Raw genomic sequence first — 13,111 nt, forward strand, 5'->3', positions numbered from 1 at the left:
AAATGAAAGAAATTGACTGGAAGAAAGTCTTAGCTCAGCTCTTCGCGGCCACCGTGAATCAGCAGACTCTGGAAGAGGCGTCGGCGTTGATGATTTCCGTTAGCAAGGCAGATCTGGAATATCACGAGGAATGCCTCTCGGTATTTGTTCAAGCTTTGAGGGCGAGCGAAACTGACGCCGACTTTGTGATCTCATGCATCAATAAGAGCGGGTACTGGGTTGGTTCTGCTCAGGAGGCCAAGGATTTGTTACAGGAGTTCCGTAGCATTTATATCCGTGAATTCTGGAAAGCAACGGGGAGCACGGCATAGGGTATCAACAACAAGGGCGAGTTAGCTCGCCCTTGTTGTACCAAACAGGAGCAAAAGCATGCAAGTCGGCGCATTGATCATCGGCGACGAACTGCTGTCCGGCAAGCGGCAGGACAAGCATATGCAGGCCTTGATCCGCATCCTGGCCGCGCGCGGCATGAAGCTGGCCTGGGCCGAATATTTGGGAGACGATCCCGCCCGCATCGAAGCGGCCTTGCGCCGCGCTTTCGCCGGCGGCGATCTGGTGTTCAGCTTCGGCGGCATCGGCGCCACCCCGGACGACCATACCCGCGCTTGCGCCGCCCGCGCGCTGGGCGTGCCGCTGGCGCTGCATCCGGAGGCCAAAGCCTTGCTGGAGGCGCGCTTCGGGCCCGACGCGTATCCGCACCGCATCCAGATGGGCCAGTTTCCTCAAGGCGCCGCCATCATTCCCAATCCGGTCAACCAGATCGCCGGCTTCTCCTGCGGCAGCGTCCATTTCCTGCCGGGTTTTCCCAGCATGGCCTGGCCGATGGCGGAGTGGACGCTGGATACTCATTGCCGCCATCTGTTCAGCGATGAGCCCGATATCGAGGAAAGCTGCATCGCCGTCAATGCCCGCGAAGGAGACTTGATCGGCCTGATGCAGGACTTCACCTGCCGCTATCCTGCGCTCAAGCTGTCCAGCCTCCCCAATTTCGGCAACGAGGCGATTCCGCAGATGCATATCGAGTTTGGCTTTTCCGGTTTGCCGGCCTTGGTGGAGATTGCCATCGCCGAATGGGTGAAGGCGTTGCAAGGGCTGGGGTATGAAGTGAGGGTGAAAGCCTCGGTCATGAAATAGCGCGCGCAGCGTCCGTCTGGGTTTTCCTGCCGATAGGGGGGCTTCAGGGTTGGAAACCCTCCGCTGAGCCATGGGATAGCGTCGCGGTTTTCCTTCGGCCGATCAAGCCGGCATCCCATATTCGGCGTTAAGGGCTGAACTCTTTCCGCCGCCGCCAGGTCGGAATGAAACCCCTATCGTTCTTTAAAGAGAAAAGACATGAGTGCCATCACTTATCGCGCCGCCCATCCTGATGATGTGGCCATCTGCATCGTCATTCGCGGGCAAACCCGCGAGAATGCCATTTCAGAAACCAGTCTGAATGAATTGGGCATCACGCGTGACAGCTGGGCGCAAAGCGTGCGGGCCGGGACGTTGCCCGGCGTCGTGGCCGAGGCGGAAGGCAGCATCGTCGGATATTGTTTCGGCGATTCGCATAGCGGCGAGGTTGTGGTCTTGGCCCTGCTGCCGGATTTTGAAGGCATTGGCGTGGGCAGGGCCCTATTGACGCGGGTAATGGCCATCTTGCGCGATGCCGGCCATCGGCGGCTGTTTCTGGGCTGCAACAGTGATCCGCAGGTGCGCTCTCATGGTTTTTATCGCCGCTTGGGGTGGGTGTCAACCGGCGAGGTCGACCAGTACGGGGATGAAATGCTGGAGTTTGTGTTCCCGGCTGTCGGAGCTTGAGCGCCCTGTCGAGCAGTTTCGCATGCGTTAGCGACGTGGGAGCGGGCGAAGGTCATGACGGCGCCTGGCTGTAGCGCGAATGAAAACAGGCTGGCGATTTGCCGGCCTGTTTCTTGGAGGCGGCGCCGGCAGAATCAGCGGGCCGGCGTGCAGTTGGGTCCTTCCCATTTGCCGTCGCTGTTGAGGGTGACGCCCGGGTCCTGCATCCGGCAGTCCGGCAGTTTGGGCTTGATCTCTGCCGGAATCACGATGACGGTGGCGGCCGGCGCGACAGGTTGCTGGGCGGCCGGATGCGACATGTTCTGCATGTTCGCCCGCATGTCCTGATCGCGCTTGTCAGCCTGCTTCATCATGCAGTTGGCGTAGGTGTCGGTGCCGGGCTTGAAGCCGTAGCCAGAGCAAGCGCGCTGGTCCATCGCGCGGATTTCTTCGGGGCTGGCGCAGGCGGCGAGGATGGGCGCGCCTATGGCGGCGGCGATCAGCAGCGGGACGAGTTTCATCGTTTCATTTCTCCATGCGGTTGCGGCGGGCAGCGCGGGTTTGCTTGCGCTCATCTCCTATCTATAGAACCGGGAAGATTTTTTCCAAGCCTTGGCCGCGCGCGTCGCTTGCGCCCTTTGTTTTCAATTGGCATAATCCGGCTTCTCTTCCCATTTGCGTAAAGGAGAATCCAATGAGCCGCGATATTCAATTTCAAGGGCGTGCCGGCTGAACCGTTGCCCCGGTTGTTTCATTTTCTGACAGTGACTTCGTTGTAAGCGGCGCCGCTCGGCGGCCGTTCCCCGGCATGTTCCCTTCCACCGCGTCCACGCGGTGACCAAGCCTGTTTGTCAGGCGCGTTTCCCCTATTCATTTCCGAATGCTTGATCGAGCCCAAGTTGCGTCTGGCGCGATCGGCTTGCGAGCGTTCGCGGGAGTTTCCATGTTGAATTTCGATTTTCCGCGTCTGGCCGCCATCGGCCTTACGCCGGCATTGCTGCAACAAGCGCTGGCCCAGGCGGGCGACGGCGATCTGCAACTGGCGCGCGTATGCCGCGTGCAGCGCGACTGCGCGTGGGTACATGACGGCGAGGACGAGCATCTGGCCCATGCCTTGCCCGGCATCCACGCCGAACTGGCGGTGGGCGACTGGGCGCTGTGCCAGCCGCGGGAGCATGAGCCCTGGCGCCTGCTGGAGCGGCTGGAGCCCTTCAACCAACTGGTCCGCGTCAATGACGAAGGCGCGCGCCAGGCCTACGCCAGCAACGTCGACACCGCCCTGTTGGTGATGGGGCTGGACGGTGATTACAACCCGCGGCGGCTGGAGCGCTATCTGGGTTTGGCCGCGGCGGCGGGCGTGGCGCCGGTGGTGGCGCTGAGCAAGGCCGATTTGTGTCCGGACGCGGAAGCCAGGCTGGCCGAGCTGGAGCAACGGCTGCGGCCGCTGCCGCCCATCCTGTTGCTGAACGGCACCGATCCGGCGTGCCGCGAGGTGTTGCGGCCCTGGCTGGGGATGGGGCAGACGCTGGTGCTGCTGGGCTCGTCCGGCGCGGGCAAGTCCACGCTCAGCAACACGCTGCTGGGGGAGGAGACGCAGGCGGTGGGCGGGGTGAGGGCGGATGACAGCCGCGGCCGCCATACCACCACCGCGCGGACCTTGCTGAAGTGCCCCGACGGCGCCTGCATCATCGATACGCCCGGCGTGCGCACCCTGCAGGCGCCGCCCGACGCGGGCGCGCTGGCGGGCAGTTTCGCCGACATCGAGGCGCTGGCCGGCCGCTGCCAGTTCCGCGACTGCCGCCATCGCGAGGAGCCGGGCTGCGCGGTGAGGGCTGGCGTGGATGGCGACCGGCTGCGCAATTACCACAAACTGCGGCGCGAGATGGAGCGCCACGAGCAGACCGCGCTGCAGCGCCAGCAGCAGCGGCGGGAGTGGAAGGTCCGAAACAAGGCAGCGCGGCGGGGCTAGAGGGGGGGCGGGGCCGGCCGCCGTGCCTGCTGCCGCGAACGGCGAAAGCGAAAACGCCCCGCGCGCGGGGCGTTCGATCCGGCCTCGCTGGACGTTCACGGCTGGGCCGGCGCCGCTGGGCCTTGCGCGCTCTTCAGCACGCGCGGCGGCGCGTTTTTCACGTATTTGTCGAACCAGTTGAGCATTTCATAAACCAGCTGCTCGTTCGATTCGCGCGCGGCGTACCAGTGCGGTTCGTGCGGCAGCATTACCAGGCGGGCGGTGCCGCCGTTGCCGCGCACCGCCTCGTAGAACTTGGCGGCTTGCAGCGGCGTGGTGCCGGGGTTGGCGTCGTCCGCGCCGTGCATGATCAGGATCGGCGTTTTCAGCCTGTCGGCGTAGAAGAAGGTGGATGCCTTGCGGTAGACGTCCGGCGCTTCCCATACCGAGCGGCGCTCGTTCTGGAAGCCGAACGGCGTCAGCGTCTTGTTGTAGGAGCCGCTGGTGGCCGCGCCGGCCCGGAACAGATTGGTATGCGCCAGCAGATTGGCCGTCATCAGCGCGCCATGGCTGTGTCCGGTGACGCCGATGCGCTCGGGGTCTGCTACGCCCAGCCTCACCGCTTCGTCCACCGCGGCCTGGGCATTCATCTTGAGCTGATCCAGGTAGCTGTCGTAAGCGGCTTTGGGGTCGCCGACGATGGGGAACGATGCCTGGTCGATGATGGCGTAGCCGGCTAGCAGCAGGTATTTGTATTGGTAGAGGCGGGTGAAGGTCTGCTGCGAGCCGCTGATCTGGCCGGCGCTGGCGGCGTCGGCATAATCCAGCGGATAGGCGTTGAGTATGGCGGGGACGCGGGCGCCTTCCTGGTAGCCCGGCGGCGTGTAGAGGGTGAACGACAGCTCCATGCCGTCGGCGCGTTTGTACTTGACCAGCCGCTTCTTGATCTGGCGCAGCTCGGGCGTCGGATCGACGATATGGGTGACGGCGGTTTCGGTGGAGGCGAAGGCGGCCTCCCCCTTGGCGGCGGCGATGGGTTGCCGCAACGCGCGCAGGTAGACATTGGGCGCGGCGACGGGGGACTGGCGCCAGGTGAGGAAGCTGTCGCCGCCGGTCAGCGCCACCGGACGCTCCAGCGCGTCCTTGCCGCTGCGGAACAGCCGCTCGGTTTGCAGCGTTTTCAGATTCAGCCGGTCGAGGAAAGGACGGTTGCCATCCGGCGACGCGCCGGCGCCGGTCAGATAGATGGAGTCGCCATCCTGGCGCAGCACGCGGGCGCCGTTGGCCAGCGTGCGCTGGGCGGGGGCGCCGGGGTTCGCGTATTTGTCGTCGTAGGACAGGTCCCACAGCAGCCGCGGCGCTTGCGCCGGATTGTCGAAATTGACGATGCGGGTCTGGCGCCAGTGGCGGTTCTGATCGTATTCGCTGACCAGCGCCACATCGCGCCGCTCGCTCCAGTCTATGCCGCCGAAGCGCTGAGCGGTGCGCAGGAGTTCTGTCGGCTGGGCGGTGAACGGCGCTTTCAGCATCATCACCTTGTCGCGCGCCGGCGCGGCGGTTTTCCAGTCGCCGCCGTCCAGCGCCTCGGCCCAGATCAGCGTGGCGGGCTCATTGGCGCGCCAGGAAAATTCGCGCGGGCCCAAGGGTTCGCCATGCACCGGCACGCGGTCGGCCAGCGGCAGCGAGGCGATGGCGCGGATGGCGACGCGGCCCGGCTTGGAAACGTCCCAAACCTGCACCTCATGCGGGAAGCGCTCGTAGGTGGTGACGTAGGAGTAGGGTTTGGCGATGGAGGACACCAGAACATGCCTGCCGTCCGGCGCGGGCTGCAGCGCGTCGTAGAGGGCGGGCTTGCCGATGGGCGTCAGCTTGCCGCTTTGCGCGTCCACCAGCGTCAGTTGCGATGCGCCGTAGTAGTCGAACAGCGCCTCATCGTGCGGGTTGTTCAGCGTGTCGCGCGTTTCGTAGGTGCTGCTCTCGCCCTGGACGCCGTCGGTTTCTTGCACGCTGGGGCCGTCAGGGCCGACGGATTTGGCCGGAGCGGGCCCTTGCGCGGTCGGCACGGCCTTGACCAGCAGCGTCTTCTGGTCGGGCATCCATTGCAGCTCGTCGTTCAGCATCGGGTTGAGACGGATGCCGGGGATTTTGCGGATTTTGCCGCTGGCGGCATCGCCTATCCATAGCTCCACCGCGTCCTTGGCGGCATTGGCGAAAGCGAAGCGCTTGCCGTCGGCGGACCAGGCCGGCGCGTCGGGGCAGGAGGCGGCCGGCAGCGAAACCGGCGTTTCCTGGCCGCCGGGTATCTTCACCAGCTTGAAGCTTTCCGCGCACGGGGGGATGCCGTAGCCGCCCGGGGTGTCGTGCTTGGCCCGATTGGCCGGTTCCACGCGGGTGCCGGCCAGTTTCAGATAGGGTGCCGCCACGCGGGCGATGGAGGGGTATTCCTGCCAGCCCACCAGCAGCATGGCGTCTCGGGTGGGGTTGATGCTGGGCATGGGTAGCGACGGCGCGCGCATTACCTTGAGAATGTTGGCGGGCGGTTGCTGGTAGCCGGCGGCGAAGGCTGGCGTCAACGGCAGCGAGGCGATGGCCAGGGCTGCCAGCGACGTGCGCGCGGTAGGGGATGGCGTGGACATGGTTTTCCTTATTGTTCGAGCCGGCGCGCGGACATCCGGCAGCGGGCAGGCGGGCGTTCTATGGATGCGAAACGGGAGGCGGCGATGCCGTCCTCCCGTTGGGTGACGCGGATAATCAATGTATCACATGTCATAAGGCGGCGGCGCGCCGCATGGCGCATCAGTCAAGATGGTGAAAATGCCGGACGATGCTGGAAAAGTCCAGCTTGCCGTTGCCTTGCTGCACATGCTCTTCATACAGATTGCGCGCCAGCGCGCCCAGCGGATTGGCGGCGTGGCTTTGCATCGCGGTTTCCTCGGCCAGGCCCAGGTCTTTCAGCATCAATTCGGACATGAAGCCGCCGGCGTAGCCGCGGCTGGCCGGCGCGTTTTCCATCACGCCGGGCCAGGGGTTGTACAGTTCCGTCGCCCAGTTGCGGCCGGAACTCTTGCTGATGATCTCGGACAGCACTTTCGGGTCCAGGCCGTTTTTCACGCCCAGCGCCAGCGCCTCGGCGGTGCCGGCCATCAGGATGCCCAGCAGCATGTTGTTGCAGATCTTGGCGGTTTGCCCCGCGCCAGGGCCGCCGGCATGGAAAATGTTCTTGCCCATCGCCTCCAGCATGGGGCGGGCGCGGGCCAGGTCTTGCGCCGCGCCGCCGACGATGAAGGTGAGGGTCCCGGCGGCCGCGCCGGCGGTCCCGCCGGATACCGGCGCGTCCAGCATGGCGATGCCCTGCATTTGGGCCGCTTCCGCCACTTTGCGCGCGGTGCCGGCGTCTATGGTGCTGCAGTCGATCACCAGCGCGCCTCTGGCCAGCTTGGCGAACAGGCCTTCGTCGCCCAGATACAGGCCGGCCACATGCTTGCCGGCTGGCAGCATGGAAATCACCACGCTGGCCTCTTTGACCGCATCGGCGGCGTTTGTGGCCGCGCGGCCGCCGGCGGAAGCGAGTTTGGCCAGCGCATCGGCGGACAGGTCGAACGCGCTGACCTGGAAACCCTTGTTCAACAGATTGACGGCCATCGGACCGCCCATATTGCCCAGGCCGATGAAGGCGATGTTTTCCATGCTGTTCTCCTCTGTATGCTTGTCGCTGTTATTTCAGGGCGGCCAAGGGATGATCGCCGTCGCGCCATGGCGATTCGAAATGTCCGTCCACCCAGGCCTGGTCTATGTCCTGCAGCTGGCGGCTCCAGCGCGGCTTGCGGTCCTTGTCCACCAGCAGCGCGCGCACGCCTTCGGGGAAGTCGGAGCGGGCGCAGAAGTTCACCGATAGCGCCAGTTCCATGCGCAGCGCCTCGGCCAGCGACATATGCTTGGAGCGGTTCAGAATCTCCCAGCTGACAGCCGCCGAGGTGGGGCAGCCGTGGCGGAAGTTTTTAGCCGCGTCGGCCAGCCAAGGGTCTTCGAACGCGGTTTCCGTCAGCGCGGCGCTGACGGCGGCCAGGTCGCCCTTGTTCATCAGCCTGTGCACGGCCAACAGGTTGCGCTCGACGTTGGATTGCGGGAGCGCATCGCCCAGCTGGCCTTCCAACTGATTGAGCAAGGCGCTGACCAAGGCTGGGCGCGCGTGGGCCTCGCCCCAACTGGCCGCCTGCAAGGCGTCCAGCAGCGCCGGGTAGGCGTCGGCGGCCAGCACGTGGTCGGCTAGGTTGGCGATCAAGGCATCGTGCGCGTTCAAGGGCGCGCCGGTCAGCGCCAGGAACAAGCCCAGGTGGGCCGGCATCCGCTGCAGGAACCAGCTGCCGCCGACGTCCGGATACAGGCCGATGGTGATTTCCGGCATGGCGATGCGGGTGGCCGGCGTGGCCACGCGGTGGCTGGCGCCCGCCATCAGGCCCAGGCCGCCGCCCATGACGATGCCGCCGCCCCAGACGATCAGCGGTTTTTTATAGCGGTGGATGCGGTAGTCGAGCGTGTATTCTTCGGCGAAGAAGGCGACCGCGTGCGGGTTGGGGTAGTGGGGCTCGTCTATCAGCTTGCCGCGCAGGCCGCGCACGTCGCCGCCGGCGCAAAAGGCGCGCTCGCCGGCGCCGCGCAGCACCACGGCGACGATGCCAGCGTCGCGCTCCCAGATGGTGAGCCGCGCGTCCAAGAGCCGGATCATGTCCAGCGTCAGCGCGTTCAGCGATTTCTCGGCGTTGAGGGTGGCGATGGCGATGCGATGGCCGTCGCCGGTAGTCAGTTCGTCAAACAGCACCACGTCATCCATGGTTTGACCTCGTTCAGTGTTGGCGGGCTGGGGAGTCAGGCGTTCTTCCAGTTCGGCGCGCGCTTTTCCAGGAAGGCGCGGGTGCCTTCGCCCTGGTCGTGGGTGTCGAACAGCTTGATGAAGGCCTCGCGTTCCTTGATCAGGTTCCAGGACGGCGGCTGCAGGCGGGCGGCTTGCACCAACTGTTTGCATACGCCCACCGACGACGGCGACTGCTTGGCCACGCCTTCGGCCAACTGGATGGCGGTTGCCAACGCCTCGCCCTTGGCCACCACCTGCTCGACCAGGCCGATGCGCTCGGCAGTGGCGGCGTTGATGCGCTCGCCGCACAGAATCATGCGCTTGGCCCAGCCTTCGCCCACCAGCCAAGGCAGGTTCTGGGTGCCGCCGGCGCAGGGCAAGAGGCCGACGCCGGCTTCCGGCAGCGCCATCTGCGCCTGTTCCTCGGCGATGCGGATGTCGCAGGCCAGCGCGCATTCCAGGCCGCCGCCCATGGCGTAGCCGTTGACGGCGGCGATGCTGACGCCGCGAAAAGCTGACAGTGCCTCAAAGGCTTCGCCGAACAGCATGGTCATCTCGGTGGCCACCTTCTTGTCGCCATCGGCGAACAGGTTTAGGTCCGCGCCGGCGGAGAAGAACTTCTCGCCTTGGCCGGTGATGACCAGCGCGTAGATGTCGCGGTCGGCGTTGAGGTCGGCCACCAGCTGTTTCAGCGCGGTCAGGCTGGCGCGGTTCCAGGTGTTGGCCGGCGGATTGTCTATGGTCACCACGGCGGTATGGCCGCGTTTTTCCACGTTCAGGTGGGCGTAGCTGTTCATATCAATGCCTTTATGAATTCTATTTCGAAGCGGCTGAGGCAAGCCGACGCAACGCCGCCTCAGGGATGCTGCCGGCGCTGGCTCAGCGCAGCGTTTCCAGCGCGCCGTCCTGCAGCAGCTTGCGGCCGACTATCAGGCGCATCACTTCGTTGGTGCCTTCCAGAATCTGGTGCACGCGCAGGTCGCGCACATGGCGTTCCAGCGGGAAGTCCTGCAGGTAGCCGTAGCCGCCGAACAGCTGCAGCGCGTTGTTGGCGATATTGAAGCTCAGATCGGTGGCCAGACGCTTTGCCATCGCGCAATAGGCGGTGGCGTCGGGGCTGGCGTTGTCCAGTTTCCAGGCGGCCAGGCGCACCATCTGCCGGGCGGCCACCAGCTCGGTCAGCATGTCGGCCAGGCGGAACTGCACGGTTTGCAGCTCGGCGAGCGGATGGCCGAACTGCTGGCGCTCCTGCACATAGCGCTGCGCGGCGTTCAGCGCGGCCTGGGCGGTGCCGACGGCGCAGGTGGCGATGTTGATGCGGCCGCCGTCCAGGCCCTTCATGGCGAAGGCGAAGCCCTGGCCTTCCTCGCCCAGGCGGTTGGCCACCGGAATTTCGACGTTGTCGAAGGTGATGGCGCGGGTGGGCTGGCTGTTCCAGCCCATCTTCTTTTCCTTCTTGCCGTAGCTGACGCCGGGCGCGTCGGCCGGCACCACGAAGGCGGAAATGCCCTTGGGGCCAGGGCCGCCGGTGCGGGCCATCACCACCAGCACCTGGGTGCTGCCGGCGCCGGAGATGAACATCTTGCCGCCGTTCAGCAGGTAGACTTCGCCCTTTTTCTCGGCGCGGGTCTTCAGCGAGGCGGCGTCGGAGCCGGCGCCCGGCTCGGTCAGACAGTAGCTGCCCAGTACTTCGCCGCTCACCATTTTCGGCACCCATTGTTCGGCCAGCTGCTTGCCGCCGAAGCTGGCGATCATCCAGCTGACCATATTGTGGATGGTCAGGTAGGCGGCGGTGGAGGTGCAGCCGGCGGCCAGCTCCTCGAACACGATAGCGGAATCCAGCCGCGACAGGCCCAGGCCGCCGTAGGCTTCCGGCGTGTACAGGCCCAGAAAGCCCATGTCGCCGCTCTGGCGGATCACGTCCAGCGGGAAGATGGACTCGGCGTCCCATTCGGCCGCGCGCGGCGCCAGCGCGCTCTCTGCGAAATCGCGGGCGCTTTGCTGGAAGGCGAGCTGGTCTTCGGTCAGATCGAAATTCATTTCAGTACTCCTGTGCGGGCTTGTCTGGCGGATCGCCGCGCTGGCGGGGCATCCGCTCGGCGCGGCAATCAGCGCAGCGAGATGGTGGTGTGGACCTTGCCCATGCTCGCCTCGTCGTCGAACCAGCGGCTGGTGACGGTCTTGGTCTGGGTGTAGAAGGCCACCACCTGCTTGCCGTAGGGACCCAAGTCGCCCAGCTTGGACGCGCGGCTGCCGGTGAAGCTGAACAGCGGCACCGGCACCGGGATCGGCACGTTGATGCCCACCTGGCCGACGTCGATGTCTTCCTGGAACTTGCGCGCCGCCGCGCCGCTCTGGGTGAAGATGGCGGTGCCGTTGCCGTTGGGGTTGGCGTTGATGATGGCGATGGCTTCGTCCAGCGTGTCGGCGGCCACCAGGCACAGCACCGGGCCGAACACTTCCTGGTCGTAGATGGCCATGCCCGGCTTCACGCCGGAGAAGATGGTGGGGCCGACGAAGTTGCCGTGCTCGAAGCCGGCGACGGTCGCGCCGCGGCCATCCAGCTCCAGCGTGGCGCCTTGCTCCACGCCCTTGGCGATCAGGCCTTCCACCCGGTCGCGCGCGGCGCGGGAGATCAGCGGGCCCAGGTCCAGATTGTCCTTGCCGGCGCCCACTTTCAAGCCTTTGGCCTTGGCCGCCAGATCGGGAATCCAGCTTTGCGCCTCGCCCACCAGCACCGCCACGGTCAAGGCCATGCAGCGCTGGCCGGCCGCGCCGAAGGCCGCGCCGGTCAGTTGGTTCAGCGCCTGCTCTTTATTGGCGTCCGGCAGCACGATGGCGTGGTTCTTGGCGCCCATCATGCACTGGGCGCGCTTGCCGCTGAGGGTGGCGCGCTGGTAGACATGGGTGCCCACCTTGGTGGAGCCGACGAAGGACACCGCCTTGATGTCGGGATGGTCGCAGATGGCGTTGACCACGTCGGCCGCGCCGTGCACCACGTTCAGCACGCCTTTGGGGATGCCGGCCTGCAAGGCCAGCTCCACCAGCCGCATCGTCACCATCGGGTCTTGCTCGGACGGCTTCAGCACGAAGGTGTTGCCGGTGGCGATGGCCATCGGGAACATCCACAGCGGAATCATGGCCGGGAAGTTGAAGGGGGTGATGCCGGCGCACACGCCCAGCGGCTGTTGAACGGTGTAGGTATCCACGCCGCCGGCCACGTTTTCCGCGTACTCGCCCAACTGCAGCGTGCCGATATTGGCCGCGTGCTCCACCACTTCCAGGCCGCGGAACACGTCGCCTTCGGCGTCGGCCAGGGTTTTGCCCTGTTCGGCGGTGAGGATGGCGGCCAGCTCCTTCATGTTTTCGCGGATCAACTGCTGGTATTTCAGGAAGATGCGGGCGCGGGCGCCGATAGGCGTTTTTTTCCAGGTCTTGAACGCTTCCTTGGCGGCGGCCACGGCGGCGTTGACCTCGTCGGCAGTGGCCAGCGGCACGCGCGCCAGCACTTCCTGGGTGGCCGGATTGACGATGTCGCGCCATTCCGTGGTTTGGGAATCGACGAATTCGCCGCCTATCAACAGCTTGACCTTGGGTACCGACTGGCTCATGGCACTGCCTCCTCTATTTTTGGGCTGATGGCGCTGCTCAGTTGTAGCTGTAGAAACCCTTGCCGCTCTTGCGGCCCAGGTGTCCTGCCTGCACCAATTGAACCAGCAGCGGGCAGGCGCGGTATTTACTGTCGCGGAATTCGCGATGCAGGATGTCCATGATCGACAGGCAGGTGTCCAGGCCGATCAGGTCGGCCAGAGCCAGCGGGCCGATCGGGTGGTTCATGCCCAGCTTCATCACCGTGTCGATGTCTTCGGCGGTGGCCAGGTTTTCGAACAGCGCGAAGGCGGCCTCGTTGATCATCGGCATCAGGATGCGGTTGGAGACGAAGCCGGCGCCGTCCTTCACCGTCACCGGAGTCTTGCCGACGGCCTGGGAGAGATGGAACACCGTGTTGTAGGCCTCGTCGCCGGTCTGCAGCGCGCGGATGATTTCCACCAGCTGCATCACCGGCACCGGGTTCATGAAGTGCATGCCCACCACCCGTTCTGGATGGCTGACCCAGCTGGCGATGCGGGTGAGGGAGATGGACGAGGTATTGGAGGCCAACACGCATTTTTCGCCGACGGCGGCATCCAGCTCGCGGAAAATCTTTTCCTTGACCTCGGCGTTCTCGGTGGCGGCTTCCACCACCACGTCGCAAGCGGCGAGATCGGCCAGCAGGGTGGTGGCGCGGATGTGGGCGACAATGCCGGGAATGTTGGCCTCGGCGATCAGCTCTTTTTTGGCCATCCGCTGCAGGCTGATGTTGATATTGGCCATGCCTTTGACCAGCGCCGCGTCGTTGACGTCGGCTAGCACCACGTCGAAGCCGCTCATCGCGAAAACCTGGGCGATGCCGTTGCCCATCGTGCCGGCGCCCACCACGCCGATTTTCTGGCTCATTTGTTTCTCCTGGACTGTTTGCTCTACTTTCGATC

At 65.3% G+C, this 13,111-nt stretch carries 12 protein-coding genes; 4 read left to right on the forward strand and 8 right to left on the reverse strand.

What is annotated here, in order from left to right; genetic code table 11:
- The first annotated feature begins 2 nt into the window (after positions 1 to 2).
- From DK842_RS17500 to DK842_RS17510, 3 genes are all read left to right on the forward strand, one after another.
- Positions 3 to 311: a hypothetical protein gene (locus DK842_RS17500; protein WP_114062603.1), complete on the forward strand. Its 309-nt coding sequence runs from the start codon at positions 3 to 5 to the stop codon at positions 309 to 311.
- A 58-nt stretch (positions 312 to 369) separates the two neighbouring features.
- The gene (locus tag DK842_RS17505) at positions 370 to 1,134 is read left to right on the forward strand and encodes a competence/damage-inducible protein A (protein WP_114062604.1); all 765 of its coding nucleotides are present in this window, start codon (positions 370 to 372) and stop codon (positions 1,132 to 1,134) included.
- Positions 1,135 to 1,332: 198 nt separating this feature from the next.
- Positions 1,333 to 1,800: a GNAT family N-acetyltransferase gene (locus DK842_RS17510; RefSeq protein WP_114062605.1), complete on the forward strand. Its 468-nt coding sequence runs from the start codon at positions 1,333 to 1,335 to the stop codon at positions 1,798 to 1,800.
- A 134-nt stretch (positions 1,801 to 1,934) separates the two neighbouring features.
- On the opposite strand, the gene DK842_RS17515 is transcribed toward DK842_RS17510, so the two are convergent.
- Entirely contained in the window at positions 1,935 to 2,300 is a 366-nt protein-coding gene (locus DK842_RS17515; RefSeq protein WP_114062606.1) for a hypothetical protein, read from the reverse strand.
- A 422-nt stretch (positions 2,301 to 2,722) separates the two neighbouring features.
- Between DK842_RS17515 and rsgA the strand changes: the two genes are divergently transcribed.
- The gene (gene rsgA / locus DK842_RS17520) at positions 2,723 to 3,748 is read left to right on the forward strand and encodes a ribosome small subunit-dependent GTPase A (RefSeq protein ID WP_114062607.1); all 1,026 of its coding nucleotides are present in this window, start codon (positions 2,723 to 2,725) and stop codon (positions 3,746 to 3,748) included.
- 95 nt (positions 3,749 to 3,843) lie between these two features.
- Here rsgA and DK842_RS17525 read toward each other — a convergent pair whose 3' ends face one another.
- From DK842_RS17525 to DK842_RS17555, 7 genes are all read right to left on the reverse strand, one after another.
- Positions 3,844 to 6,363 carry a S9 family peptidase gene (locus DK842_RS17525; RefSeq protein ID WP_114062608.1) on the reverse strand — a complete coding sequence of 840 codons (2,520 nt, stop codon included), beginning with the start codon at positions 6,361 to 6,363 and terminating at the stop codon, positions 3,844 to 3,846.
- Positions 6,364 to 6,523: 160 nt separating this feature from the next.
- The gene (mmsB, locus tag DK842_RS17530) at positions 6,524 to 7,414 is read right to left on the reverse strand and encodes a 3-hydroxyisobutyrate dehydrogenase (protein ID WP_114062609.1); all 891 of its coding nucleotides are present in this window, start codon (positions 7,412 to 7,414) and stop codon (positions 6,524 to 6,526) included.
- A gap of 28 nt (positions 7,415 to 7,442) precedes the next feature.
- Entirely contained in the window at positions 7,443 to 8,558 is a 1,116-nt protein-coding gene (locus DK842_RS17535) for an enoyl-CoA hydratase/isomerase family protein (RefSeq protein WP_114062610.1), read from the reverse strand.
- Between the two features lie 35 nt (positions 8,559 to 8,593).
- The gene (locus tag DK842_RS17540) at positions 8,594 to 9,376 is read right to left on the reverse strand and encodes an enoyl-CoA hydratase (protein WP_114062611.1); all 783 of its coding nucleotides are present in this window, start codon (positions 9,374 to 9,376) and stop codon (positions 8,594 to 8,596) included.
- A gap of 82 nt (positions 9,377 to 9,458) precedes the next feature.
- Positions 9,459 to 10,619, reverse strand: a complete 1,161-nt coding sequence (locus DK842_RS17545; protein ID WP_114062612.1) for an acyl-CoA dehydrogenase family protein — start codon at positions 10,617 to 10,619, stop codon at positions 9,459 to 9,461.
- Positions 10,620 to 10,687: 68 nt separating this feature from the next.
- Positions 10,688 to 12,190 carry a CoA-acylating methylmalonate-semialdehyde dehydrogenase gene (locus tag DK842_RS17550; protein ID WP_114062613.1) on the reverse strand — a complete coding sequence of 501 codons (1,503 nt, stop codon included), beginning with the start codon at positions 12,188 to 12,190 and terminating at the stop codon, positions 10,688 to 10,690.
- Positions 12,191 to 12,227: 37 nt separating this feature from the next.
- Positions 12,228 to 13,076, reverse strand: a complete 849-nt coding sequence (locus tag DK842_RS17555; RefSeq protein WP_114062614.1) for a 3-hydroxybutyryl-CoA dehydrogenase — start codon at positions 13,074 to 13,076, stop codon at positions 12,228 to 12,230.
- Positions 13,077 to 13,111 lie beyond the last annotated feature (35 nt).

It is taken from the genome of Chromobacterium phragmitis, assembly GCF_003325475.1.
In the GTDB taxonomy this organism is placed as follows: Bacteria; Pseudomonadota; Gammaproteobacteria; order Burkholderiales; family Chromobacteriaceae; genus Chromobacterium; species Chromobacterium phragmitis.

Coding starts and splice junctions, on each gene's coding strand:
- DK842_RS17500 (WP_114062603.1), top strand. CDS start 3: ATGAAAGAAATTGACTGGAAGAAAGTCTTAGCTCAGCTCTTCGCGGCC.
- DK842_RS17505 (WP_114062604.1), top strand. CDS start 370: ATGCAAGTCGGCGCATTGATCATCGGCGACGAACTGCTGTCCGGCAAG.
- DK842_RS17510 (WP_114062605.1), top strand. CDS start 1,333: ATGAGTGCCATCACTTATCGCGCCGCCCATCCTGATGATGTGGCCATC.
- DK842_RS17515 (WP_114062606.1), bottom strand. CDS start 2,300: ATGAAACTCGTCCCGCTGCTGATCGCCGCCGCCATAGGCGCGCCCATC.
- rsgA (WP_114062607.1), top strand. CDS start 2,723: ATGTTGAATTTCGATTTTCCGCGTCTGGCCGCCATCGGCCTTACGCCG.
- DK842_RS17525 (WP_114062608.1), bottom strand. CDS start 6,363: ATGTCCACGCCATCCCCTACCGCGCGCACGTCGCTGGCAGCCCTGGCC.
- mmsB (WP_114062609.1), bottom strand. CDS start 7,414: ATGGAAAACATCGCCTTCATCGGCCTGGGCAATATGGGCGGTCCGATG.
- DK842_RS17535 (WP_114062610.1), bottom strand. CDS start 8,558: ATGGATGACGTGGTGCTGTTTGACGAACTGACTACCGGCGACGGCCAT.
- DK842_RS17540 (WP_114062611.1), bottom strand. CDS start 9,376: ATGAACAGCTACGCCCACCTGAACGTGGAAAAACGCGGCCATACCGCC.
- DK842_RS17545 (WP_114062612.1), bottom strand. CDS start 10,619: ATGAATTTCGATCTGACCGAAGACCAGCTCGCCTTCCAGCAAAGCGCC.
- DK842_RS17550 (WP_114062613.1), bottom strand. CDS start 12,190: ATGAGCCAGTCGGTACCCAAGGTCAAGCTGTTGATAGGCGGCGAATTC.
- DK842_RS17555 (WP_114062614.1), bottom strand. CDS start 13,076: ATGAGCCAGAAAATCGGCGTGGTGGGCGCCGGCACGATGGGCAACGGC.